The following is a 23,266-nucleotide window of genomic DNA, read 5'->3' on the forward strand; positions in this document are numbered from 1 at the left end:
AAATAACGTGCATGGAATCTACTTTCGAATAAGACTCTTGTTTCTCATGATGGTGTTGATCATAGTAGGATCGGGAAATTGAGTAAATAGCATATGTCCTGGGTGTGAATTGGCCTCGATAATCCAAATATGACCTTTTTTATCTATGGCAATATCAACCCCCAATTCGCGAACCGGATGCCGTTCATTGATCTTTTTGGCAATAATGACGGATAGTTTGGAGATTCTACGAAAATAGGCATCTGCTTTCGCGCGGTTGTGCTTAAAAAGGCTGAATAGCACTCGATGCAAGGATACTGCATGCCCTCCTTTAAGATAATTGGTAACATACTTATGAGGTGCCGCGACACGGGCAGCCACCCCGGAAATAACCCATTTCCCCCTTGGCTTCTGTAAATATATCCTGGTGTCAAAAATCGACCCGTGGTACTTAGCCAACCGAAGTCCTTTCTGTACCAAATACCGATGTCTGGATTTCCGGTATGACTTAATTGCTTTTAAGACAAAACGAGATCCAACAAACTTTCGACTTGAACCGCTACGAACCTCATATCCTTTTTTCAATCTCTTGACCCGGATGATCCCGCTGCCACCACTCCCGTGATTGGGTTTTATGAAGACCGATGAATAAGTATTCAGCATCCGCGAGGTCCTTGAATCCGTATACCAGTGGGTTTCAGGTAAATGCGAACGCAAAACGGGATGTTGCAACATTTCTTTATGCTTTTTCATTTTTCCAATAGGCACTAGTCATCCCTCTTATCTTTTTGGGTTTTTGCGCATACAGTATGCATATGCATCCAGATCCCCTTCTGCGTGGGCCGCTACCTCTGCTAGAAACCAAGATTTATGTCACAAAAAGGCATGTCCCAGCTGTTATAAATACGCCCCCCTTGGAGACACCCTTTCGGACAGACTCGGGGTTCGGACCACAGAAAATAGGCTGTCACACACTGTACTTGAAATAAAACCCATTTTGACCGAAAATATAAAGGGTAATTATGTAATTAATTCAACTATTTTGTTAGGAGGAATATGTATCATGTCAAATATCTTTAATCGGAAGGTCAGGTTTAGCTTCTTACTCGTAGCCATCATTGCGTTCGTTATTCAAAATTCTACAGGAGACATTCATGTAGCCCGAGCTGCGGACAATGTAATTAATGCCAAGGATTTTGGTGTTAAAGCCAACTCGAATTCCTCACAGTCAAAGGAAATTCAGAATGCATTAAAGTATTTCTACGACCGAGGAATGGAGGGAACCGTCTATTTTCCAAAAGGAACATACTTGGTTGACGAATCTATTCGTTTATATGCCGGGGTTAGCCTGAACGGTGACGGAATGGGAAAAACGATTTTCAAAAAGACAGGGTCTAAAAGCCAATACGTCGTTGGCGATCCGATTCTACGAAACAATTCTGACCGACTAGACGTGAAGTTATCTAATCTCACCATTGATGCAGACCGTGCCAACCGTGAAGCCCGTGGCGAAAGTCAGGTAGGCGGTATTATTATGGAAATGGCCGTCTCTCACTTCACGCTGGATCACGTGGAGATTTGCGATACAACGATCGGAGCCCTTCTTCGCAGAACGAGAGATTCAGAGATTACCAACAGCCGCTTTGACCGAAATAATGGACATGCTATTGCCACTGGACACGAGAGCTTTCCGGCAGGCGAGTTCCGCAACGTCAAAATTACGAATAACCAGATTACCAATTCGGGCGGCGGCAGTGGAATCAATTTATCACGCGCAACCTACACGACAGTAACTGGGAACCAAATTATTAACAAGACCCATCAATCTGATGGATACGCAGGCATTCGCATCCCTAATAATGGCGCCAACAATACTGTAAACAATAATGTGATTGAAAATTACCCGCGCGGGATCTTTGTCTTGACTGGAGCAACAGGTAACAATGTATACGGAAATACTGTAAAAAATGCATCCCTGCAAGGTCTTTTGGTCCAATCGGATGGCAATACGTTTACCGACAACGAATTTATTCAAACCAATTCCTCACTTACTCCAGAGGCAGTCATTCGCCTTGCTGACGCAAACAACAACAAAGTTATTGGTAACGAGATGACCACATACTCCGGGTTCTCCAATATAGGAATACGGGTCACCGATTCCAACTCCAATGAAATTAAGGACAACATCACAGATACTAGAGGTAAATCAGTCAGTATTGAAGGCGGGCGTAATAACGTCAATACAGGCAACCGCAATCGGTAGAAATTTTATGAATTACCTACTATGCGAGTACGTCGGTTTCCGTTACAATATGTCAGTGTGATTCTGGCATCGGCAGATTGACGCGTACTTGAACATTATTGGAGGCTTCTATTTTTTCATGCAAAACGAATCTCATTCTAACGTAAAAATCATAACGGCCGATCCGAGTGCGATCGGCCTGTTTGGCTTGGCTATCGTAACGCTTGTGGCTTCATCCCAAAAGCTTGGTCTCACCGAAGGCTTAAGCTTCATCATCCCTTGGGCTATATTTCTCGGTGCTTTTGCGCAGCTGTTTGCCTCCATTCAGGATGCAAAACATAACAATACCTTCGGCATGACGGCATTTGGTGCTTACGCCTTCTTCTGGTTAGCCGTAGCTAGTAGCTGGATGATTAAAATGGGCGTATTCGGCCCTGAGCTGGCGTCTGCTGTAGACGGCAAGCAGCTCGGCTTTGCCTTTGCGGGCTATCTCATCTTTACGCTCTTTATGACCATTGGAGCGATGGAGACGCATAAGGTTCTATTCTTTATTTTTGTGTTGATTGATTTTCTGTTCCTCGGTCTTAGCTTCGATGCATTCGGCGTTGCACCAGAGATATTCCATACCATCGCCGCTTATGCTGAAATGGGCATTGGTCTACTCTCACTGTACGGTACAGGAGCTGCCGTTCTGAATGCTCATTTTGGCCGTACATTCCTGCCCGTTGGACGTCCTTTCGGCATTTTCAAGCCACGTCCTTAACTGTATATGTAAACCCACAAAGCCGCCTTTCGCGCCGATCCGCGTAAAGGACGGCTTTTGTTTTGGGATTAATATGCTATCTTAATTATTCAGCTTGCCAATTCGGCATCCGCTCTGCCGGATAACGAAGGCCTGCTGCCATTCCTTTGGGGATAATTGCGTTAATAGTCTCCATTTCTTCTGCGGACAAAACCACATCAACTGCTCCTGCATTTTCCTCTAAATACGTAACCCGCTTGGTTCCTGGAATCGGTACAATTCCCTCCTGCGCAAGCAGCCATGCCAACGCCAGTTGAGAAGGTTTGACCCCTTTTTGGGCAGCAAGGTCCTTAACATGCTGCACGAGGTCCAGATTTTTCTGGAAATTCTCAGGTTGGAAACGTGGCACCGAGCGACGGAAATCATCTTCTGCAAAATCATCAAACTTCTGAATTTGCCCGCTCAAAAATCCGCGTCCAAGTGGACTGTAGGCCACAAATTCGATACCCAACTCCTTACACGTCGGTATAACTTCATCTTCCGCTTCCCGGCTCCATAAGGAGTATTCCGTTTGCAGCGCTGTAATCGGATGTACCTTGTGAGCGCGTCGAATGAGCCCAGGAGAAGCTTCGGACAGCCCCAAATAGCGGACTTTTCCCGCCTGAACCAAGTCACTCATCGCGCCAATCGTTTCCTCGATAGGTACATTCGGATCGACACGGTGCTGGTAGTACAAATCAATCACATCTACACCCAGTCTTTGCAGGCTGCGGTCACATGCCTCTTTTACATATTCAGGACGGCCACTTACACCCATAAATGCGCCATCTTCCCCGCGCATAATGGAAAATTTAGTGGCCAATACGACTTCGTCACGGTGGCTCCGCAGGACTTGGCTAATCAGTTTTTCATTTTTCCCCACACCGTAGACATCGGCAGTATCCCAGAAGTTTATCCCTAGCTCCAGCGCACGATGAAGCGTTTTGATCGACTCCTGATCATTCAACTCACCGTAATATTCGGACATACCCATGCAGCCCAGACCCAGTGCAGATACTTGAAGGTCGCTGTTACCCAGTTGTTTCTTTTTCAATTTTTATCACTCCTAAATTATCAGAATAGTCATCGCATTTCCTAATCACTACGTCACATTCCGTATGTTACTACTTAAAGTTAACTTGAAGTCAAGCATTGTCTTGTATATGCTATTTCAAAATTTTTTAGAAAAATTTGATTTCCGGGTTGTAAGAGGCAGCTGTAAATTTCCTATATATATGAGAAACGAATTATCGCGCGAGATTCGGTTTCAAAATAATCCAATTGGAGGTTTAACATGCCAGCAAACTACTCTTACACCAAAACGTCCGATGGTTTCCATGTTATCATCACGCCAGCTTCGAATATTCAAAATAAAAATATTCGAAGCCGGATCACACAGCAAACCGATTACGGGATTAATGGGGGCTTCTTTAACCCAATCAGCACAACAAAGGCGCCGACCGAGTGTTTGTCTATCGCGGTCACACCTAATAATACCCATGATACTAAGGCGAATGCCAAAGGGAATAGCCGTGGTACAGCATTTGTATACACGGAGAGCAACAAAACGAAAATAGGGATTACCCGTGCTTCAAGTGTGACGGATCTCAAAAAACAAATGGGGACTTCGATTACGTATAAGTCTATTATTAGCGGCGGTAGCCTGTCGCTGAAGAAAGAGGAAGAAGCATGGCTTGAGGATTTAAAAGATATTGAAAAATTTGATTTGAACGGAACGTTGCGATACACCGATTCCACCGGGCGAACTGGCCTGGGCTTCAAGGTCGTAAATAATGTTTGGCAGGTCTACCTGGTTGTTCATGAAAATGCGACACTGAAACAACTTCGCAATTATTTTATTAAACAGGATTGCTTTGAAGCCATTCTTCTTGATGGTGGAGGCTCGTCCGGTATTCAAGTTAAGAACTCTGCAGGCACTATGGTTAAGTATGAGCAAACACGTTATATCTACAACATGGTAAAACTCATTAATATCACCTAAGCCCTATGATATAACGTGCTTGTATAGGAGTAAGGAGGCCTTACCGGCCTCCTCTATAAATCATCCAGCACAACGATTTCCAATGCCAGGAAAACAGGTGTTACAGGGTACAGATAAGAAACTTCAATCGGTTGCCCCGCTTGTAATTGTGCTGGATTGATTATTTGCCTCCGCTGACCATCCATCTGCTTATAAATATGTGTATCTGGGACAGATATATAGACCGCTTGGATAGGTTTTTCCGTTGGATCATCACTTTGGGGTAGTTCTTTAGCAAATTGAACAGGCTGTTCAAATCGGATCAAATAGTTCATGGTAGGGGCTGCTAAGGGTTGTTCTACTTCTTTTTCAATTCTTTCAATACTTTCGATTTTGGCACGCCCTGTGTATACCGTTGTGCTTTCCAGACGGTCTAAGTCAAAAATAGATTGAGCCACCGCTCCATTAGATTCGTTAACCGGCGTAGCCGATTCTGTTGTAGAACATGCAGGCAGTAATGCTGCCGCAAGCAAGACAAGGACAAGGGCAGAAACTCTATTTTTCATAAGTGATCCTCCCTAATCTGGTTTATAGAATATGTTCACTATTAAGACGCGGACAGGAACAATTTGGTTGCTTTAGTCTGTATTTATCCATTACATTTTGAAAGGTGTGCAATTATATGTTAAAAAAACTCAGTTTGGTAGCTCTCGCTGCATCAACACTTTTAGTAGGAAGCTCTATTACGGCAAGCGCTGATTCTACTGTAAATTACGATCATTTGCTCTCGGCAGGGACCACTAACGCTTTCCTGGCCATGGAAGATGGATCTTCATTTTATGCAACGGGAAGTAACAGTGATGGCAAGCTCGGCGTAGGCGCTGGCGGAGGGAATAATAAAACAAGCCCAATGCAAGCAGATGTATCCGACATCGCAATGATTGATGCTGGTGATTTGCATTCAACTTTGCTCAAAAAAGACGGAACCATCTGGTCTTGGGGGTTTGCAAGTTACGGCGAACTAGGGACAGGTAATAAGAGGGACACGGCAAGAGTACCTGTTAAAAACAAATATATTGATAATGTTAAGGAAGTGAGAGCAGGAGGTCAATTTACGCTTGCGCTCAAAAATGACGGCACAGTGTGGGCTTATGGAGAAAACAACTTTGGACAGCTGGGGATTGGCACAAAAGGAGTTTCCGCCTTTTCCGTTAAGCCTGTTCAGGTACAAGGTTTAGAAGATATTGTATCCATTGATGCTGGTGACAGTTTTGGCGCAGCCCTGGACAAAAATAATCAGCTATGGGTATGGGGACGTGGTTATGACGGCGCACTGGGGCAGGATGACAAAGAAAACCAGCTTACCCCTGTTCAATATCGAATTGATGATATCAAAACTTTTACTGCCGGAGCTGACCGCATTTATGTACTAACGAACAGCGGAGAAGTATATGCTTCCGGGAGTAACACTTCTGGAAAGCTTGGGGATGGAACCTCTACTTTTAGAAGATCACCCGTATTGATCAATGTTTCCAATGTAAGTAGACTGAAAGCAGGCAAAACTCAAACTTTTGCACTTAAAAATGATGGAACTCTTTGGGGCTGGGGAACCAATAATGAGGGACAGGTAGGTGACGGGACCGATGTATTTTCTGTTAAAGTCCCATCCCAAGTTGTAGATGACACAAACACGCCACTAACCGATGTAGTAGCATTCAGTGCAGCAGGAACCCACTCCCATGCTTTGACAGCCGATGGGACGGTTTGGTCCTGGGGATATAACAAAAACGGCGAACTGGGAATCGGTAGCACCAAGGAACAATATGCTGCCACGAAAACGAATTTCCCAAATCCTTTTTCGGAATAACCAATATTCTTATCCTTAATAAATTGTTTAAGGAATACGCTTAGCCCTCCGTTTTTTCCAACCCCAAAAAAGCAATAAGGGCAGTCCAATCAACTGCCCTCATTGCTTTTTATTTTCATTTAGAGCTGCTTTATTACAAATAAAACTATGATTATGTATGAACAGAAGCGCTTCAGTAGCTTCTGGACGGTAGGGAAATTCATTTACAGAGCTAAGGCTTCTTCCGTAATCTTTTTGATATCAATGGATGAAGGCGTTTCTTCCTTGACCATATCGGGCAGGATATTTTCCAAAAAATAATCCACGCAGTGTAATTGAATATTCTTGATTTTCACAAGCGCATTACGATACATGACTATAAACTCTTTTTCAGTATTTCCCCGCTGTAGTTCGGCAAATGCTTCGTACACCTGATCCATCTTGTCAGCAACTTCAAGGATCAAACCTTCTACTGAATTATCTTTGCCTTCCCGTAACTGTTTGCTAAAAATAGCTTTTAAATCCTCGGGAATATTCTCTTCAATAAAATACTCAATCATACCTTCTTCGACCTGCTGGATTAATAATCGTAGTTCCTTAGAGGAATGCTTAACAGGCGTTTTGATGTCTCCAATAAAAATTTCCCCGTAATCGTGACTGCTCGTAATCTCGTATAGCTTTTTCCAGTCAATACTGACACCATTTCTCTCTTCAATATCAGCCAGCGTTTTAGCGTATTGTACTACTTTCCAAGAATGTGCCGATACGCTGTGTTCCTCGAATTTAAACTTACCCGGACAACGGATGATTCTCTCCAGCTCATTTAGCGACCGAAAATACGTGTGAATCCCCATCATTGCATCCATCCTTTAACATATATGAAATAGTCAATATAAACCCCACTATAAACCTCAACTATTAACAGCAGATTATCGCAATATCAAGTTGAATCCACACATGTAGCACATATACAATTTTTGCTATACACTTTATATAAGAAGAGTCTGCAAAAATCCAATAAAAGTATAAAGTGGTGAAATCGTTGTTCAAAATCTTACTAATTGAAGATGATGAAACTTTGTTCCATGAAATGAAGGATCGGTTAACTCAATGGAACTATGATGTGTATGGCATCCAGGACTTTAATAAAGTCATTCAGGAATTCACAACGATAAAGCCTGATCTGGTCGTGATAGATATTCAATTGCCGAAATTTGATGGGTTTCATTGGTGTCGAATGATTCGATCCCACTCTAACGTCCCCATCCTTTTCTTATCATCACGGGATCATCCTACGGATATGGTGATGTCGATGCAGCTTGGAGCGGATGATTTTATCCAAAAACCGTTTCATTTTGATGTACTCATCGCAAAATTACAGGCGACACTTCGCCGCGTATATAATTACAATACAGAACCTGTCTCCCTGAAAACATGGCGTGGAGCGACGGTCGATTATGAAAAAAATGTAGTAGCCAATGAGACTGGCTCCATCGAATTAACCAAGAACGAGATTTTTATTTTGAAGCTGCTGATTGAACAAAAAAATAAAATTGTCGCACGAGAGGAATTAATTAAAAGCCTTTGGGATGATGAACGTTTTGTCAGCGACAATACTTTGACCGTCAACTTGAACCGCCTGCGCAAAAAATTGGACGAGCTGGATTTGGGCCGTTTCATTGAAACGAAAGTCGGGCAAGGCTACATGGCTACAGAAGAGGCACCTGCCTATGATTAAAAAATACCTTATAGAGAGGCGGAGCTGGATTCTACTGTTTGTGTGTCAGCAATTCCTGATCCTGTTCATTGCTTATGTGGATGCAGCAATTCCGTTAATGCCGATTCTTTATATCGTCTTCTTATCTATGATGATTTTCTTGGTTTTTTTAATCATTCGCTATCCCAAGGAAACCAAATTCTATACCACACTAGAAGAATGGGAGAGCCCTCTTGAACTAACGGGTATAGGCGAACCGGAGAGTCCGTTTGAGCAAATCATTGAACAAAAAATCACTGACCAGACCGTACGGTTACAACAGATCATCTCGCAAAATCAATTGACACTTGAACATGAAAAAGATGAATTATTATCCTGGATTCATGAGGTAAAAACACCTTTGACCACCATGCATTTGATGATTGAGCGGTTGGACGATAAGCCCCTAAAAGCTCAGCTAACCTATGAATGGCTACGAATTCACTTACTGCTGGATCAACAGCTCCATCACAAACGCATATCCTTTATTGAAAATGATCTGTATGTCGAGCAAGTGAATTTAAAATCTCTTGTTTTTAAAGAGATCAAAGCACTACAGTCATGGTGCATCCAAAAAGGGATCGGTTTTGACATCCAATTGGAGCACATGGAAGTGCTGAGTGATGCCAAATGGCTGGCTTTTATCATCAGACAGCTCTTAACCAATGCCATCAAATATAGCGATGCCAGTGATATTATCATTCACAGCTATGTACAAAGGGATCGAATACAGCTTGAGGTCCAAGACTTTGGGCGCGGTATTGATCCGAAGGATATACCCCGTATTTTCGAGAAAGGTTTTACCTCCACAACCCAACATTCTGATCATACTTCAACGGGTATGGGGTTATATTTAACGAAAAAGGCAGCACAGTCCTTGCTCATACATATAGATGTGCACTCCAAACCGAACGTGGGTACAACCTTCACTTTAATTTTCCCCAAACGAAATGATTTCGTGAGCATGGTGAGCATGTGACAGAGATGTCACATGCTTTTATGTATTGTTCGCCCAATCAAAGGAAAAACATCGGCTCTATTTTTATAATAAGGCTACAAGAACAATAAGGAGTGCATCGAAGTGAGTATTTTAGAAGCCCATAAAATTCATAAAAGCTACGGTAATAAGTTAAATATGCAGGAGGTTTTGAAGGGAATAGATATCGTCATTGAAGAAGGAGAATTTGTCAGTATTATGGGAGCCTCCGGCTCAGGTAAAACCACACTGCTGAATGTTCTTTCCTCTATTGATAAAGTGAGCCAAGGCTCCATTAAAATCAATGATATCGAAATGACGAAAATGAAAGAAAAGCAACTGGCTGAATTTCGCAAAAAGCATTTAGGCTTTATTTTTCAAGAGTATAATCTGCTGGATACGCTAACCGTGAAGGAGAATATTCTCTTACCCTTATCCATCACCAAAACGCCTAAAAAAGAAGCCAACCAAAAATTTCAGGAAGTAGCTACAGAACTGGGAATTTATGAGCTCAAGGACAAATACCCCAATGAAATCTCGGGTGGACAGAAGCAGCGTACATCTGCGGCCAGAGCGTTTATTCATGAGCCCAGTATTATTTTTGCCGATGAACCAACGGGTGCGCTAGATTCCAAATCGGCTTCCGATTTACTAAATAAGCTGGGCCAGTTAAATCAAAAACGCAAGGCCACCATTATTATGGTCACGCATGATCCTGTCGCAGCCAGTCATTGCAGTCGAGTCATTTTTATTAAAGATGGGCAAATGTATACCCAGCTTCACAAAGGCGAGCAGGAAAGACAAAGCTTTTTCCAGGATATCATGAAAACCCAAGGGGTCTTAGGCGGGGTCCAATATGAACATTAATCTGCTCATTCTAAAAAATTTGAAGAAAAACCTGAAAAATTATTACCTTTATGTTTTTGCTCTCATTTTCAGTGTTGCGCTCTATTTCGCTTTTGTCACATTACAATACGATCCCTCCATGGACGAAGTGAAGGGTTCTGTTAAAGGTGCAGCTTCCATACGGGCAGCATCCGTTTTACTGGTCGCCATTGTCTGCATCTTCCTTTTGTATGCTAATAATATCTTTATAAAAAGACGCAGCAAAGAAATTGGCCTATTTCAATTGATCGGAATGACTAAAAATAAAATTTTTCGCATCCTGAGTGCTGAAAACTTAATTCTATACTTCAGTTCACTATTCATCGGAATTGGGGTTGGATTTTCCTTTTCCAAATTAGTGATCATGATTTTATTTAAGACGACGGGCGTCGAAGCCATTGCCACTTTATATTTCTCTAACCAAGCACTGACTCAAACACTCATCGTTTTTGGTATCATCTACCTATTGATCATGCTCATGAATTATTCTTTTATCAAAAGACAGAGTATTTTGTCTTTGTTCAGAGTATCCTCAACCACCGAAGGGAAAATCAAGAAAATATCTATCTATGAGATGATCATCGGGATCATTGGAGTTTCATTCATCGCTCTAGGATACTATGTTTCTTCCAAATTGTTTGGTGGAGACTTTACATCCATGAATGAGTTATTTATGGCTATGGTGTTTATTTTGGGCTCTGTCATCATCGGAACACTCCTTTTTTATAAAGGATCTATCCGCTTTATTTCCAATATCATCAGAAAAAGTAAAGGCGGCTATTTGAACATTAATGAGGTGCTATCTCTCTCATCCATTATGTTCCGCATGAAATCCAATGCTTTGTTGTTGACCATTATTACAACAGTATCAGCACTTGCCATCGGTTTACTTTCCTTAAGCTATATCGCCTATTATTCTGCGGATCAAGCAGCTGAGGACAATGTGCCTTCCCATTTTGCAATGACGAATGTACCGGATGCTGAGAAATTCAAAACGTTACTTCAGGAGCATGACATAAAGTATCTAGAAAAGAAAATTGAAGTTATTCAAGTCAGCGTGAACACAGCGCAAATTATGGACACTCCTCTGGAAGGATTAAATATCGGTGCGAATTCCATGACGTTGCCTGTCATAAGCGATCAATCTGTGAAGGGTACGGATGTATCTCCAGGCCAAACGATTTTAACGGGCTATAATGATTTGTTACAGAAATTCATGTCCTTGAAAAACTCAGGTCCATTGGATTTGAAGGGAAATAAGGAAGTCATACACCAACAATATGTGGGTCTAAAAAAGGAGTACGTGATTCCCTACTATTTTACAGCCGGTGGATTACCCACTGTCATTGTAGACGAAACTATCTTTGAGCGGCTAAAGAAAGATGCAAATCCTGAGATTCAAAAGAAGTCATCCTTATATATTGGAATTGATATGATAAATGCAGAACAGATCAAAGAAGCCGATCGTCTCTTTGCAGCTGCGAATTTTAATGATCAACAAACATCACGCCTTGAAATGAGCAGCAATCAGAAGCGGAACATGGGAGTGATCATGTTTGTAGTTGGCTTTTTAGGACTGACCTTTCTCATTACATCAGGCTGCATCCTTTATTTTAAGCAAATGGATGAGAGTGAAGACGAAAAAGCCAATTACACCGTGTTAAGAAAGTTAGGGTTCACTCAAAGTGACCTGCTTAGAGGCATTAAAATAAAACAACTCTTTAACTTCGGCATTCCACTAGTAATTGGCCTTTCACATAGCTATTTTGCCGTTCAATCCGGCTGGTTCTTGTTTGGAACTGAAATTTGGATGCCTATGATCATCGTTATGGTGCTGTACACCGCCTTATATTCCATTTTCGGGATACTATCCATCCTGTATTATAAAAAGGTCATTAAATCAGCATTGTAATCGGCAAAAAGCAAAAAAAAGCCCCAGGCGAAAGCGCTGGGGCTTTTCCAAATATTTGAGCATTTTCGTTCCTATGTGTACAATAAAATAACTATCATCGTAACCCCAAAGGGGGAGAGCTTATTTTATTATTAATCATCAATGGCATCGGCATCGTAGCCAATATCATACTCGGTTCCTCTGTAGGCGTGGCTATTATCGTAGGAATCGTCTTTTTCCTGATTGGCTTGCCTGAGTTTAAAAGATCGCCGAAACTCACGAAAAAGGCTAAAAAAGATATCACCTATATTATGTCAACCCTATTAACTCTCCTTATATTCGTAGTTATTGTTTCTTGGAATCTCCATACTTCAGGTGACCTGTTTCTTGAAGATCCGCTAACACCGCAAATGAAGTTTCACTGGGGACAAAAGGTGTTGCTGCTAGGGTTACTGGAGGGCTTATGGGCTGTCATCAGCCTAAAATGGCTGTTGCCTATCTTTTTTGATCCGCTGGATCTCAGTAAGAAGCAAATCCTTGTTTTAGTAAGCGGGATTGTATTTAGTGTGGTTTCAGGTATTTATGCCCTGCTTGAAGCAAGTTAAAAAGTCTCGCTCTTCTCTGTTAAGGACAGGAAGAGCGAGACTTTTTTATTAATGGTTCCCCTCTACAGAGGCTAGAATGCTTAACGCAAGGGTTCAAACCCCTCTGCTTGCTTGAGAATCCGCTCAATTTCCGCGCATGTCTCCGGTTGCAGCGTCACTTCGACTGCTTTTACATTTTCTTCGATTTGTGCCGGTTTAGTGGCCCCAATGAGTGCAGCGCTGATACCCGGTTCTCTCAGAATCCAGGCAAGCGCGAGCTGTGACAGGGTAATACCCAAATCCTTCGCCAGCTTATCCAGCTCCTGGACACAGTTTAGAACGGTATCGTTCATGTAACTGCTGATGACATTATTGACAGAGGCATCAGCCCCGCGGCTGCCCGTCGGTAAAGGTTGTCCAGGCTTGTATTTACCCGTGAGGATACCTTGGGCCAGAGGCGAAAATACAATTTGGCCGATACCTACCTGCCCGGATACGGGAAGTACCTCATGTTCGATATAACGTTCGAACATATTATAGATTGGCTGATTGGCAATCAGTGGCCGCAAATTCAGCCTTTTTCCAATCCCATAGGCATCCGTGAGCTGGGCAGCACTCCATTCACTGACAGCAGCGTACAGAATCTTACCCTGAGCCTGAAGGTCATCAAGCGCTCGCAGCGTCTCTTCCAAAGGAGTACCCGAATCATAACGATGACAGAAGTACATGTCGATATAATCCGTGCCAAGACGCTTCAGACTCGCTTCACATTGCTCCATAATGTGCTTGCGTGACAGTCCCCTGTCATTGGGACCAGAATCCATAGGGAAGTACACCTTGGTAGATAACACATAGCTCTCTCTTCGATAAGGCTTCAAGGCAGCTCCCATAGCCTTCTCGCCTTCTCCCCGGTTATACGCGTTCGCGGTATCAAAGAAATTAATCCCGAGTTCAAAGGCTTTGGCAATACAGGTATGAGCTGCTTCCTGCTCGGCAGCTGTACCGTACGTTAACCAGCTACCCAGACCGATTTCACTAATTTTAAGACCACTGTTGCCTACATTTCTATATTTCATATCTACTCCTTCTTTCATAAGAAGATCATATTTTTGTATTTTAACATGTAAACCCTTTCATTAAAATCATTGATAAAGGACTCATGGAGTTATATGAAGGATATCTACCACCCTGACTGTTAGGGTGGTAGATGCTTATAGCCTCACAATCTCAAATCATATTTACTTGCTTCCTACAGGGAAAAGCGCATCATATGCGGGACAAGGCAGTTTGTCGAGAAACTCCTGAAGCTGCTTCGGTTTATTTTTGTAAATATCCTTTAGGGATGTTCCATTATAAGTATTGCCGATGACCACAGGATGGCATAGCTCACAGATCAGGATGTCCCCGTTCCCGTGAAGATGGAGCTGTTTTTTACCATCAACACAGTTGGAAAAATAAACACCAGGCTGTTCCTTGAAGCCCAGCGCTTCTGCAAAACGGTCCATACAGGTGAAATACAACACAGTATCATCTTTTTTATGTGCAATCAGGTCATGAACGGAACGGACGAGCGCTTCCTTGGTGGAAATAGCATTCCAGTTCGTATGATCCATCACAATGCTGTTTTGGATTTCATGGATGCGCACACCGAGTTCATATACCTTTTCGCTAATCGCTGGCATGTTGTTCTGCGTCTCCGCAAACAGCAACGTCTCCAGCACCGTTTCCAGCTTGGCTTCGGTACATAACCGGATATTTTGAACGATTTTCTCATACATGCGAGGATGAACATGATAATAGGTTGCATATTTATCGGCATCCGTGAAGTTGAAAGAGATATGAATGTTGGAAAGTCCTGCATCACGTAGTTTCTCAATTCGTTCAGGGCTGAGCAAGCTGGCATTGGTATTGAGCTGGGTAGCGATGCCCTTGCTTGAACAGTGAGCCACAATGTCCAGACAATCCTCATACTTCAAGGTCACTTCTCCCCCGGACAGTCGCACACGTTTTAACGTTGGAATGTCATCAATAATATCAATGACCTCTTTGCTGCTAATGCATTGCCCATCGTTCCGCTGATACGCGCAGCAGTAATCACACTTGAAGTTGCAATTAGAGGTGACCCCGACTTCCAGTCCCTCCAGCTCGTAGATGCCCGGCTTTTCCAGTTCAAGTGCTTTATATTTGTTGTCTATACTCACTTTCTCATGATCCTCCCGATCTCAGGCTTATGTCTTGAATTCCCTTGAGATTATACAGAATAGGAGCGGTTTGTAGATATGACATTGGTAACGGTGGGTGCAAACAGATACAACAGCGGTAGCGACCTTGAAATTCGCTTATCAGCGCTGAAAAATTAATTTGACAAGTACTACCTAACTTTAGTAAATTCATATTAGTTAAGCCCTTAACTACATTTATGGTGGTGATCGTTTGAAAGACCTACAAGATTACGTACTTGATTTGCCGCTGCATTCTCTGGTTTTCTTTTCACTGGTGGAAACGACAGCCGGATTAGTTGATGTCTCAGAAAAATACTGGCATTCGAAGGGAACCAATGGAGCCAGAATTCGAATTCTAGTTGAAATCATGAAGGAAGGAGGTACAATTCTCCCATCTGTGCTCGCCCAAAGGATCGGTGTCACCAAATCAAATATTAGCCTGCTGCTCACCCCGCTCGAAAACGAAGGATTCATTCGCCGGGAAGGCCATCCCATGGACGGTAGAAAATCGGTAATTTCTATAACAAGCGAAGGGCAAAGCCTTCTGCTGCGTAATTTACCCGAAAACCGGCAGAGGATTGCGGAAAAAATGCAGGTGTTGAATGATCAGGAATTGAAGCAGCTCCTTTCCCTGCTCAACAAATTAAAGAGGACGTAACGGCTTTTCTACTCAATTGGTTAAGCCCTAAACTAAAATCCCATTTGTATAAAAAGGATGATATTCCATGTCGATCGTTATTACTGGAGCCAATGGTCAATTGGGGAGCCTAATCATACAACAGCTCCTTCAAAAAGTCTCACCTCATGAAATTACCGCTTGTGTTCGCCACCTTGAAACCGGAAAACACTATGAGGCACAGGGAATTACAGTACGATTAGGTGACTACGATCAACCCAATTCGCTTGAGCAAGCATTCGCGGGTGCTTCCCAACTGTTGTTGATTTCAAGTTCACATCCCGACGATACGATTCGTATTCGTCAACATACTCATATCATAGAAGTAGCTAAAAAATGTAAAGTAGAACACATTTTATACACCAGCTTTGCCTTTTCTGAAGCCAGCTCTATCCCCCTCTCCAATCTGCATTTGGCTACAGAACACGCCATTTGTACCACCGGAATTCCTTACACTTTTCTACGGAATGCATTATATACTGATTTTGTCAAAACTCTTGACCTGAACGCCGCCATAGCGAAGGGCGCACTCGATATTTACCCTGGAGAGTGGAAATTTAACACCGTCACGCGTTGGGATCTTGCCAGAGGGATCGCAGCAGTGCTATCCGATCCAGACCGCCATAAGAACAAGAAATATGAATTTGTCTCCTCCAGTCCCTGGACCTTTTCAGATTTGACAGCAGCTTTGACCGAGCTTACAGGCAGATCCGTCTCCCTCCGTCATGACCCCCAAATCAAAAATTGGATATTTGGGTTCTTGAGCAAAATAGATACGCGCTCCACGTCGGATGATTTGGAACAGTTGATCGGTGGTCCGCTCACTTCACTGAAAGAAAGCATCCGGCCCTTTATCTCCATATGAAAAGCAACGCTAAAAATTTCTTGGCAACACCCACTCCATAAATTGTGAGCAATATGTGAACTGGGCATACTTCTCATTCCCAAATCCATACTGAATATATCTGTTGGTAATGGAGGCGGGAATTATGGATAAAAGGATGAATCTGCTTATGTTCAGCGGCGATTATGATAAGGCAATGGCTGGACTGATTCTGGCAAATACGGCACGGGAATTGGACGTGGACGTGACGATGTTTTTTGCGTTCTGGGGACTATTTCTGGTTCGTGACCCTGACAAGATGACGTTTGAGGACAAGACGATTTATGAAAAAATCATGGGCTGGATGACTCCAAAAGGACCCGAAGAGTTGCCATTATCCAAAATGAATTTTAGCGGCCTTGGCAAGCTGATGCTGACGGAAATGATCGAAGATAACGAAGCCCCGAAGCTCATTCATTTCTTAAAAGGAGCACGGAAGAAAAATGTGAAATTTTATGCCTGTAAGCTATCGGTCGATATTATGGGCTTTAAACCGGAAGAATTTATACCTGAACTGGAAATTATCGAGGCCAAAACGTATTTAAAAGATGCGCTCGAATCCGATATGCAGTTGTTTATATAAGATAGACTTGCGCCTTATCCGGCTGTTGGATGAGGCTTTTATTGTGACTAAATGATGACACTCGCCTATTTTTTTTAACCTATTCGGGCCTACCTACGTACCCTAAGAAGACAGAACGACTTGGGAGGCGCCGTATGCTCATGGCTCGAATTGGAAGCAGTAATTGTAGGTATCAGCCTTCTAACGAGGCTTATTTCCAAAGGTATCGTGAAAGTACAATCGGATATCACCAGACCTTTGAATCTCCATATGGGCAAAAAAAGCTGATTTATGCGGATTGGGCAGCCAGCGGCCGCCTGTATGGACCCATCGAGTCGAAAATAGCTAATGAATTAGGCCCTTTTGTGGCGAACACGCATACGGAGTCTAATTTGACAGGTACTCTGATGACCCAAGCCTATGAAGAAGCGAAACAAATCATTAAAAGCCACGTTCATGCCAATGAACATGATATCATCCTGTTCGCCGGGTCCGGTATGACAGGTGCAGTAAATAAGCTTCAGCGACTGTTAGGATTGAAAATACATGAAAAATTAAAGCCCCTCTACCCCATCGCCGAAAAAGAACGTCCCATTATTTTCGTTACACACATGGAGCATCATTCCAATCATATTTCCTGGGCAGAAACCATTGGAGACGTTGTGTGTCTTCCTCCGGGTCCCGGCGGGATGGTCGATCCAACTCATCTCGAACGACTGCTGCTTCAATTCCGGCATCGCCCTATCAAAATCGGCGCCTTTACCGCCTGCTCCAATGTTACAGGGTTCGAAGTGCCGATTTACCAGCTAGCCCGCAAAATGCACGAACATGGCGGCGTTTGTTTCGTTGATTTTTCGGCAAGCGCACCTTATACCGAGATCAACATGCACCGCACAGATCCCCTTGAGAAACTGGACGGGATTGTATTTTCACCCCACAAATTTCTTGGGGGTCCCGGTACAAGCGGCGTTTTAATTATGGATTCGAGGCTGTGCCTCAATTGTGCTCCAGATCAGCCAGGAGGGGGCACAGTTAGCTGGACCAATCCTTGGGGTGGATACGAGTATAAAGAGAATACTGAAGCCCGTGAGGATGGAGGGACGCCTGCCTTTCTACAGGCCGTTCGAACGGCGCTCTGCATTCGGCTGAAGGAACAAATGGGACAGAAGCGCCTGTTGGAGCGCAAAAAGGAACTGACATCTCTATTACTAAAGAGCTTGAGTACCCTACCAGACCTACACATTTTAGGAGGAAGTAGCCAAGAACGAATGGGAATCGTTTCTTTCGTTGTCGGCCATATTCACTATAACCTGATTGTGAAACTATTGAATGATCGGTTTGGCATTCAGGTCCGGGGCGGCTGCTCTTGTGCAGGCCCCTACGGACATTATTTGCTGGGCATCGACCAGCAAACATCTAAACAAATGACAGACCTGATCCATGCGGGAGACTTATCTCGAAAACCGGGCTGGGTGCGTCTGTCGCTCCATCCCATGATGACGAATCAGGAAGTCTCCTATATCGCCTCTTCCATACGGGCAATCGTGGAAAACATCATGACCTGGCAAAAAGATTATACCTATCAACCAGAATCAAACGAATGGCGATCTATGCATGAACATCACAAAATAGACATCAGCAAATGGTTCAATTTCAGCGATTAAGAGACTCCTGTCCGTTCCCTTCTTTCAAAATTCTCATAGGATACACTGTAAATTACTATATGAGGAAAGAAGTGACGACAATGGGTCTCAATTTTCGCAACAGTACTAGTGCAGCTATCTTTGTAGTCTTTGCCTACCCGGACTTCAGCTGTACTCCTGTTAACTACTCTAAAGCAGGCTGGTACCGTGTTAACCCCGGACAGACTATTCAGGTTTGGAGCGGCTTCGCAGGAGGTAATACGTTCTTCTATTACGCTGAAGATGATTTTGGACGCGAATGGCGGGGTTCATATTTCACTCAAGTTCCTGAAAATGCCTTCAATTGGTGCTGGGATACAGGCTGTACCACTTGTAGAAGCGTGGGACTGCGGAGAATCGCAGTTAGTCCGTTCGTCTTGGACTACACCATCAACTTTGTAACGAGCAGCAGTCAAAGAAAACCTGCATCATCCACACTCCGCATGACATTGCCTTCCAAAGCAACCCAAGAGAAACCTATTTTGCGCAGAGTTCCTGCAACACCTAAGAGACTAAAACAAGGCAAAACTTTATTGCAAAAACGTATTGCGCATAAAAAACGGACCAAATAAAAAATGATCTGATCAGCTCGCATATAGTTTTTTTAGAACCCAAAAAAGGAGCGACCTCACCCCCATGGCCTGCTCCTTTCTCTTTTATCTATGAGGTAACCGCTTATTTACTCTCGGATTCCCACTTGGATATCTCTTTACGAACCCGTGGTGCTACCTCTGTTCCCAATAGCTCAATAGCTCTCATGACATCATCATGCGGCATCGTACCGACGGGCACGTGCAACAAAAAACGTGTAATGCCTACCTGTTTACGCAGATGAATGATTTTCTTGGCAACCGTATCGGGATCGCCTACATACAACGCTCCTTCAAAGCTGCGTGCGGCATCGAAGCTGGAACGAGTGTAAGGGCCCCAACCACGTTCACGCCCAAGCACATTCATGCTCTGCTGAGTGGAAGGGAAGAACTTATCCGCTGCCAGCTCAGTCGTCTCTGCGATAAAACCATGCGAGTGTGATGCAACCGGAAGCAGCGATGCATCATGACCGGCATGCCTAGCGGCTTTTTTATACAGTTCCACCAACGGGGCAAACTGTACAGGACTACCCCCAATAATCGCCAGAACCAACGGCAAACCGAGCAAGCCTGCACGAACCACAGATTCCTGATTGCCCCCACTCCCAATCCATACAGGCAACGGATTTTGAACTGGACGTGGATACACGCCCAAATTGTGAATTGCAGGCCGATGTCCGCCTTTCCAGGTAACTTTCTCGGATTCTCGTATGTTCAATAACAGCTCCAGCTTTTCATCGAATAATTCATCGTAGTTATCCAAATCATACCCAAATAACGGAAACGATTCGATAAAAGAGCCCCGGCCTGCCATAATCTCGGCTCGTCCATTCGAAATACCGTCCAGTGTAGCAAAATCTTGAAACACACGTACGGGATCATCCGATGAAAGCACCGTAACTGCACTGGTTAACCGAATTCGTTGGGTCTGTGCTGCTGCAGCAGCGAGGATAACAGCCGGAGCAGATGCCGCATAATCTTTACGATGATGCTCCCCCACGCCGTACACATCCAGCCCTACCTGATCTGCAAGCACAATCTCCTCGACCACTTCACGTATACGTTGTGCGTGACTGATAACCTCACCCGTTTGGGTATCCGGCGTTGTTTCTACAAACGTGCTTATACCTATCTCCACTTGTTCTACCCCCTATTTTCATGCCCTATTCTCATACGACTGCTTTCGAAGCCAATCATTTTAAAAACCGATATCTTTATATTGAACCTTTTTCACATCTTTTTCAAGCTCTCCTTTTTTGAGTCTGAAAACCAGCCAAGGGAAGTGTCCAGATTCGCCGCAGGAAAAGAAGTCTCTTTGTCGAATATTTTATGGAATAAAGAAGATTCCCATCCCCACAACATGAATACAACAAGGAGGCACATACATTTATGGCTTTTGTCATTAACAATTTAAAGGATAACAGCAATGTTGCCATCACTGACCAATTAGGTGGATTTACGGTACTAGAATACATAACAGATTTGAGTTCCACCTCGGTGGAGGCTGCGAAAAACAATTACTATATGAGCAAAAGTAATATGCGCCGCAAACAGCTCATGATCGAAATCAACAATAGCGAGATTATGATGAAAGCGGGAGCCATGCAATATACTGTGGGTAGCATGGAAATGACTACTGGTGTAAAAGGCGTTGGAGGCTTAATGCGAAACTTGGTGTCCGGTGCTGTAACGGGAACAGGTGCCATTAAACCACACTATAGAGGCACGGGTACCATTATGCTGGAGCCTACTTACCAATATATTTGGCTTATTGATGTCGACAATGATGATATTGCCATCGAAGACGGCTTGTTTTTGGCTTGTGACACGACGCTGGACATTTCCGTCGTTGCACGTAGTAATCTTTCCTCTGCTGCACTGGGTGGAGAAGGGTTATTTAATTTAAGCGCCCGCGGAAAAGGAGTTCTGGCACTTCAAGCTCCAATCCCTTCTGAGGAAGCGGTCGTTATAGAATTGCAAAATGATGTGCTGAAGGTGGATGGTAACTTTGCCCTCATGTGGTCCAATACCTTACAGTTCACCGTCGAAAAATCCGGGAAAACCAAAATGGGCTCGGCTGCTTCCGGCGAAGGGCTGGTAAATGTGTACAGGGGAACGGGAACCGTATGGTTAGCACCATTGTAAATAAAAAAGGAGAAGCCCTCGGCTTCTCCTTTCTTACATCTTAATTCTTTTTTACAAACTCCGATTTTAGCTTCATTGCTCCAAAACCATCAATTTTGCAGTCAATATCGTGATCGCCATCCACCAGACGGATGTTTTTTACTTTGGTGCCGATTTTCAAGACGGATGAGCTTCCCTTCACTTTAAGGTCTTTAATGACAGTTACAGAGTCACCATCCTGCAGGATGTTACCATTCGCATCTTTAACAACCTTTACGTCTTCACTGCTTGCTTCTGACTCGGTAGACCACTCATGAGCGCATTCCGGGCAAATGAAAAGACTGCGATCCTCATAAGTGTACTCTGAATTACATTCAGGACAATTTGGTAAATTAGACATGGTATTATGTACTCCATTCATTTTCAAATTCTACTGCTATGCTAAGCTTCCTTGATAGACCAAGCCTGCTCCAAGTCTTCCTTGGAGTTCCCTACAAGTATATTGGATAATCCGTCACGATTCCACTCATTGATGAAACTAATCTGAGTATTGTTGTACCTTATATGTAAGCGTTCTGTCTACTGAAAATGCCGAGAGGTAAACATGTAACTAAAAAGGACGCTGTCTTCCTAGGCAGCATCCTTTTTTACGGCACGTTTATTATGCTTGGGTTTGCTTGATCAGTTCACTAATTCCTTGACTAAGCGGTGTAAGGGGGCGTTTCAACAGCTTCTCGAAATCGTTGCTTACGACATCCAAGGCTCCTTCACGAATCGCTTGTTGAATACCGACCACAATAGGGATGGCACCTTCCGGGACTCCCGCACCGAGCATAACCTCGGCATACGTAGCATCATCCACCTGCTGTACAGGTACGTCTTTGCCCAGAACCTCAGCAAGTACCGCTGCAAACTCTTCTTGGGTAATCGGCTTACCGGAGAGCTCATATATTGTATTCTCATGCCCTTCGCCAGACAAAACGGTTGCAGCTGCTTGCGCATAATCTGCGCGGGTAGCCCAACCTACTTTACCGGACCCTGCCGAGGTTAGCCAAGGAGCTCCCGCGAGTACGGATTGGATCGTGCCTAACTCATTCTCCAGATACCAATTATTACGCAGGAAGGAGTAAGGAATGCCTGACTCACGAATGAACTCCTCCGTGATGCGATGTACGGGCGCAAGGAATAGAGTGCTGTCAGCTGCATTGGCAGCGCTAGTATAGGCGATGAAGCCTACTCCAGCACGTACAGCAGCATCAACAGCCGCTTTATGCTGACGGATTCTAGTATCATTATCCCCGTCTGCGGATATAATCAGCAGTCGATCTACTCCAGCAAACGCCTGATCCAGCGTCTCCGGTTTATCAAAATCGCCATGACGAACGTCAACACCACGAGACCGTAAGTTCTCTGCTTTTTCTGGATTTCTTACGCTAACAATAAGATCGTTTGCGGAGACAGATGTAAGCAACGTATCTACCACGATGGAACCCAGTTGCCCCGTTGCTCCTGTTAATGCAATTTTCATATGAAATCCTCCATTCAAATTGTATTCACTTTTATATAGTAACTAAAAATATAACACATGTCTAATCTAGAGTCTAAA

Annotated in this window: 24 protein-coding genes; 15 read left to right on the forward strand and 9 right to left on the reverse strand. The window is 43.7% G+C overall.

The features are described 5' to 3' along the window. Window positions 1-18: 18 nt before the first annotated feature. On the reverse strand, window positions 19-747 hold the full coding sequence (locus ACUUJN_RS26105) for a YheC/YheD family protein (protein ID WP_023991022.1): 729 nt from the start codon (window positions 745-747) through the stop codon (window positions 19-21). 295 nt (window positions 748-1,042) lie between these two features. On the opposite strand from ACUUJN_RS26105, the gene ACUUJN_RS26110 reads away from it, so the two are divergent. Then, window positions 1,043-2,242: a right-handed parallel beta-helix repeat-containing protein gene (locus tag ACUUJN_RS26110; RefSeq protein ID WP_053326441.1), complete on the forward strand. Its 1,200-nt coding sequence runs from the start codon at window positions 1,043-1,045 to the stop codon at window positions 2,240-2,242. 118 nt (window positions 2,243-2,360) lie between these two features. After that, a complete protein-coding gene (locus tag ACUUJN_RS26115; protein ID WP_053326442.1) occupies window positions 2,361-2,984 on the forward strand; it encodes an acetate uptake transporter in 624 nt (207 codons plus the stop codon). Window positions 2,985-3,069: 85 nt separating this feature from the next. Here the strand turns inward: ACUUJN_RS26115 and ACUUJN_RS26120 are convergent, their stop codons facing one another. Further along, window positions 3,070-4,056: an aldo/keto reductase gene (locus ACUUJN_RS26120; protein ID WP_076156694.1), complete on the reverse strand. Its 987-nt coding sequence runs from the start codon at window positions 4,054-4,056 to the stop codon at window positions 3,070-3,072. Between the two features lie 240 nt (window positions 4,057-4,296). Here ACUUJN_RS26120 and ACUUJN_RS26125 point away from each other — a divergent pair, with 240 nt between their 5' ends. Beyond that, window positions 4,297-5,004, forward strand: coding sequence for a phosphodiester glycosidase family protein (locus ACUUJN_RS26125; protein ID WP_023991026.1), 708 nt, complete (start codon window positions 4,297-4,299; stop codon window positions 5,002-5,004). A gap of 53 nt (window positions 5,005-5,057) precedes the next feature. Here the strand turns inward: ACUUJN_RS26125 and ACUUJN_RS26130 are convergent, their stop codons facing one another. Then, on the reverse strand, window positions 5,058-5,549 hold the full coding sequence (locus ACUUJN_RS26130; RefSeq protein WP_023991027.1) for a hypothetical protein: 492 nt from the start codon (window positions 5,547-5,549) through the stop codon (window positions 5,058-5,060). Window positions 5,550-5,665: 116 nt separating this feature from the next. Between ACUUJN_RS26130 and ACUUJN_RS26135 the strand changes: the two genes are divergently transcribed. After that, window positions 5,666-6,850: an RCC1 domain-containing protein gene (locus ACUUJN_RS26135; RefSeq protein WP_023991028.1), complete on the forward strand. Its 1,185-nt coding sequence runs from the start codon at window positions 5,666-5,668 to the stop codon at window positions 6,848-6,850. Between the two features lie 203 nt (window positions 6,851-7,053). Here ACUUJN_RS26135 and ACUUJN_RS26140 read toward each other — a convergent pair whose 3' ends face one another. Next, window positions 7,054-7,683 (reverse strand): YfbR-like 5'-deoxynucleotidase, encoded by a 630-nt coding sequence (locus ACUUJN_RS26140; protein WP_484669777.1) that lies wholly within the window; start codon window positions 7,681-7,683, stop codon window positions 7,054-7,056. A 188-nt stretch (window positions 7,684-7,871) separates the two neighbouring features. On the opposite strand from ACUUJN_RS26140, the gene ACUUJN_RS26145 reads away from it, so the two are divergent. The 5 genes from ACUUJN_RS26145 to ACUUJN_RS26165 all read left to right on the forward strand — a co-directional run bounded on the left by ACUUJN_RS26145 (window position 7,872) and on the right by ACUUJN_RS26165 (window position 12,942). After that, window positions 7,872-8,567 carry a response regulator transcription factor gene (locus ACUUJN_RS26145; RefSeq protein ID WP_430177693.1) on the forward strand — a complete coding sequence of 232 codons (696 nt, stop codon included), beginning with the start codon at window positions 7,872-7,874 and terminating at the stop codon, window positions 8,565-8,567. Then, complete coding sequence (locus tag ACUUJN_RS26150; protein WP_069081195.1) at window positions 8,560-9,564, forward strand: sensor histidine kinase; 1,005 nt, start codon at window positions 8,560-8,562, stop codon at window positions 9,562-9,564. The genes ACUUJN_RS26145 and ACUUJN_RS26150 overlap by 8 nt, the downstream gene beginning before the upstream one ends. 102 nt (window positions 9,565-9,666) lie before the next feature. After that, window positions 9,667-10,428 carry an ABC transporter ATP-binding protein gene (locus ACUUJN_RS26155; protein ID WP_028540913.1) on the forward strand — a complete coding sequence of 254 codons (762 nt, stop codon included), beginning with the start codon at window positions 9,667-9,669 and terminating at the stop codon, window positions 10,426-10,428. After that, entirely contained in the window at window positions 10,418-12,358 is a 1,941-nt protein-coding gene (locus tag ACUUJN_RS26160) for an FtsX-like permease family protein (RefSeq protein WP_076295182.1), read from the forward strand. The genes ACUUJN_RS26155 and ACUUJN_RS26160 overlap by 11 nt, the downstream gene beginning before the upstream one ends. A 188-nt stretch (window positions 12,359-12,546) precedes the next feature. Beyond that, entirely contained in the window at window positions 12,547-12,942 is a 396-nt protein-coding gene (locus tag ACUUJN_RS26165) for a hypothetical protein (RefSeq protein ID WP_053326450.1), read from the forward strand. 80 nt (window positions 12,943-13,022) lie between these two features. Here the strand turns inward: ACUUJN_RS26165 and ACUUJN_RS26170 are convergent, their stop codons facing one another. Then, a complete protein-coding gene (locus tag ACUUJN_RS26170; protein WP_028540916.1) occupies window positions 13,023-13,997 on the reverse strand; it encodes an aldo/keto reductase family protein in 975 nt (324 codons plus the stop codon). Window positions 13,998-14,159: 162 nt separating this feature from the next. Then, on the reverse strand, window positions 14,160-15,122 hold the full coding sequence (locus ACUUJN_RS26175; RefSeq protein WP_484669099.1) for a radical SAM protein: 963 nt from the start codon (window positions 15,120-15,122) through the stop codon (window positions 14,160-14,162). Between the two features lie 232 nt (window positions 15,123-15,354). On the opposite strand from ACUUJN_RS26175, the gene ACUUJN_RS26180 reads away from it, so the two are divergent. The 5 genes from ACUUJN_RS26180 (at window position 15,355) to ACUUJN_RS26200 (ending at window position 19,518) form a co-directional block, all read left to right on the forward strand. Beyond that, window positions 15,355-15,801 (forward strand): MarR family winged helix-turn-helix transcriptional regulator, encoded by a 447-nt coding sequence (locus ACUUJN_RS26180; RefSeq protein ID WP_076295181.1) that lies wholly within the window; start codon window positions 15,355-15,357, stop codon window positions 15,799-15,801. Between the two features lie 67 nt (window positions 15,802-15,868). Further along, complete coding sequence (locus tag ACUUJN_RS26185; protein WP_484669100.1) at window positions 15,869-16,684, forward strand: NAD(P)H-binding protein; 816 nt, start codon at window positions 15,869-15,871, stop codon at window positions 16,682-16,684. A gap of 124 nt (window positions 16,685-16,808) precedes the next feature. Further along, a complete protein-coding gene (locus tag ACUUJN_RS26190) occupies window positions 16,809-17,285 on the forward strand; it encodes a DsrE/DsrF/DrsH-like family protein (RefSeq protein WP_023991039.1) in 477 nt (158 codons plus the stop codon). Between the two features lie 134 nt (window positions 17,286-17,419). Further along, on the forward strand, window positions 17,420-18,928 hold the full coding sequence (locus ACUUJN_RS26195; RefSeq protein WP_484669101.1) for an aminotransferase class V-fold PLP-dependent enzyme: 1,509 nt from the start codon (window positions 17,420-17,422) through the stop codon (window positions 18,926-18,928). Between the two features lie 80 nt (window positions 18,929-19,008). Beyond that, a complete protein-coding gene (locus ACUUJN_RS26200) occupies window positions 19,009-19,518 on the forward strand; it encodes a DUF1036 domain-containing protein (RefSeq protein ID WP_028540920.1) in 510 nt (169 codons plus the stop codon). A 103-nt stretch (window positions 19,519-19,621) separates the two neighbouring features. On the opposite strand, the gene ACUUJN_RS26205 is transcribed toward ACUUJN_RS26200, so the two are convergent. Continuing rightward, the gene (locus ACUUJN_RS26205; protein WP_484669102.1) at window positions 19,622-20,674 is read right to left on the reverse strand and encodes an LLM class flavin-dependent oxidoreductase; all 1,053 of its coding nucleotides are present in this window, start codon (window positions 20,672-20,674) and stop codon (window positions 19,622-19,624) included. 251 nt (window positions 20,675-20,925) lie between these two features. Here ACUUJN_RS26205 and ACUUJN_RS26210 point away from each other — a divergent pair, with 251 nt between their 5' ends. After that, entirely contained in the window at window positions 20,926-21,681 is a 756-nt protein-coding gene (locus ACUUJN_RS26210; RefSeq protein WP_023991043.1) for an AIM24 family protein, read from the forward strand. A gap of 40 nt (window positions 21,682-21,721) precedes the next feature. Here the strand turns inward: ACUUJN_RS26210 and ACUUJN_RS26215 are convergent, their stop codons facing one another. Together ACUUJN_RS26215 and ACUUJN_RS26220 are read right to left on the reverse strand one after the other, a co-directional pair. Further along, on the reverse strand, window positions 21,722-22,060 hold the full coding sequence (locus ACUUJN_RS26215) for a zinc ribbon domain-containing protein YjdM (protein WP_013312677.1): 339 nt from the start codon (window positions 22,058-22,060) through the stop codon (window positions 21,722-21,724). A gap of 261 nt (window positions 22,061-22,321) precedes the next feature. Next, window positions 22,322-23,188: an SDR family oxidoreductase gene (locus ACUUJN_RS26220; protein ID WP_484669103.1), complete on the reverse strand. Its 867-nt coding sequence runs from the start codon at window positions 23,186-23,188 to the stop codon at window positions 22,322-22,324. Between the last annotated feature and the right edge of the window lie 78 nt (window positions 23,189-23,266).

The sequence above is a fragment of the Paenibacillus sp. LRG-1 genome (assembly GCF_057220305.1).

Coding starts and splice junctions, on each gene's coding strand:
- ACUUJN_RS26110 (WP_053326441.1), top strand. CDS start 1,043: ATGTCAAATATCTTTAATCGGAAGGTCAGGTTTAGCTTCTTACTCGTA.
- ACUUJN_RS26115 (WP_053326442.1), top strand. CDS start 2,361: ATGCAAAACGAATCTCATTCTAACGTAAAAATCATAACGGCCGATCCG.
- ACUUJN_RS26210 (WP_023991043.1), top strand. CDS start 20,926: ATGGCTTTTGTCATTAACAATTTAAAGGATAACAGCAATGTTGCCATC.
- ACUUJN_RS26185 (WP_484669100.1), top strand. CDS start 15,869: ATGTCGATCGTTATTACTGGAGCCAATGGTCAATTGGGGAGCCTAATC.
- ACUUJN_RS26195 (WP_484669101.1), top strand. CDS start 17,420: ATGCTCATGGCTCGAATTGGAAGCAGTAATTGTAGGTATCAGCCTTCT.
- ACUUJN_RS26125 (WP_023991026.1), top strand. CDS start 4,297: ATGCCAGCAAACTACTCTTACACCAAAACGTCCGATGGTTTCCATGTT.
- ACUUJN_RS26160 (WP_076295182.1), top strand. CDS start 10,418: ATGAACATTAATCTGCTCATTCTAAAAAATTTGAAGAAAAACCTGAAA.
- ACUUJN_RS26190 (WP_023991039.1), top strand. CDS start 16,809: ATGGATAAAAGGATGAATCTGCTTATGTTCAGCGGCGATTATGATAAG.
- ACUUJN_RS26135 (WP_023991028.1), top strand. CDS start 5,666: ATGTTAAAAAAACTCAGTTTGGTAGCTCTCGCTGCATCAACACTTTTA.
- ACUUJN_RS26130 (WP_023991027.1), bottom strand. CDS start 5,549: ATGAAAAATAGAGTTTCTGCCCTTGTCCTTGTCTTGCTTGCGGCAGCA.
- ACUUJN_RS26215 (WP_013312677.1), bottom strand. CDS start 22,060: ATGTCTAATTTACCAAATTGTCCTGAATGTAATTCAGAGTACACTTAT.
- ACUUJN_RS26200 (WP_028540920.1), top strand. CDS start 19,009: ATGGGTCTCAATTTTCGCAACAGTACTAGTGCAGCTATCTTTGTAGTC.
- ACUUJN_RS26220 (WP_484669103.1), bottom strand. CDS start 23,188: ATGAAAATTGCATTAACAGGAGCAACGGGGCAACTGGGTTCCATCGTG.
- ACUUJN_RS26140 (WP_484669777.1), bottom strand. CDS start 7,683: ATGGGGATTCACACGTATTTTCGGTCGCTAAATGAGCTGGAGAGAATC.
- ACUUJN_RS26150 (WP_069081195.1), top strand. CDS start 8,560: ATGATTAAAAAATACCTTATAGAGAGGCGGAGCTGGATTCTACTGTTT.
- ACUUJN_RS26170 (WP_028540916.1), bottom strand. CDS start 13,997: ATGAAATATAGAAATGTAGGCAACAGTGGTCTTAAAATTAGTGAAATC.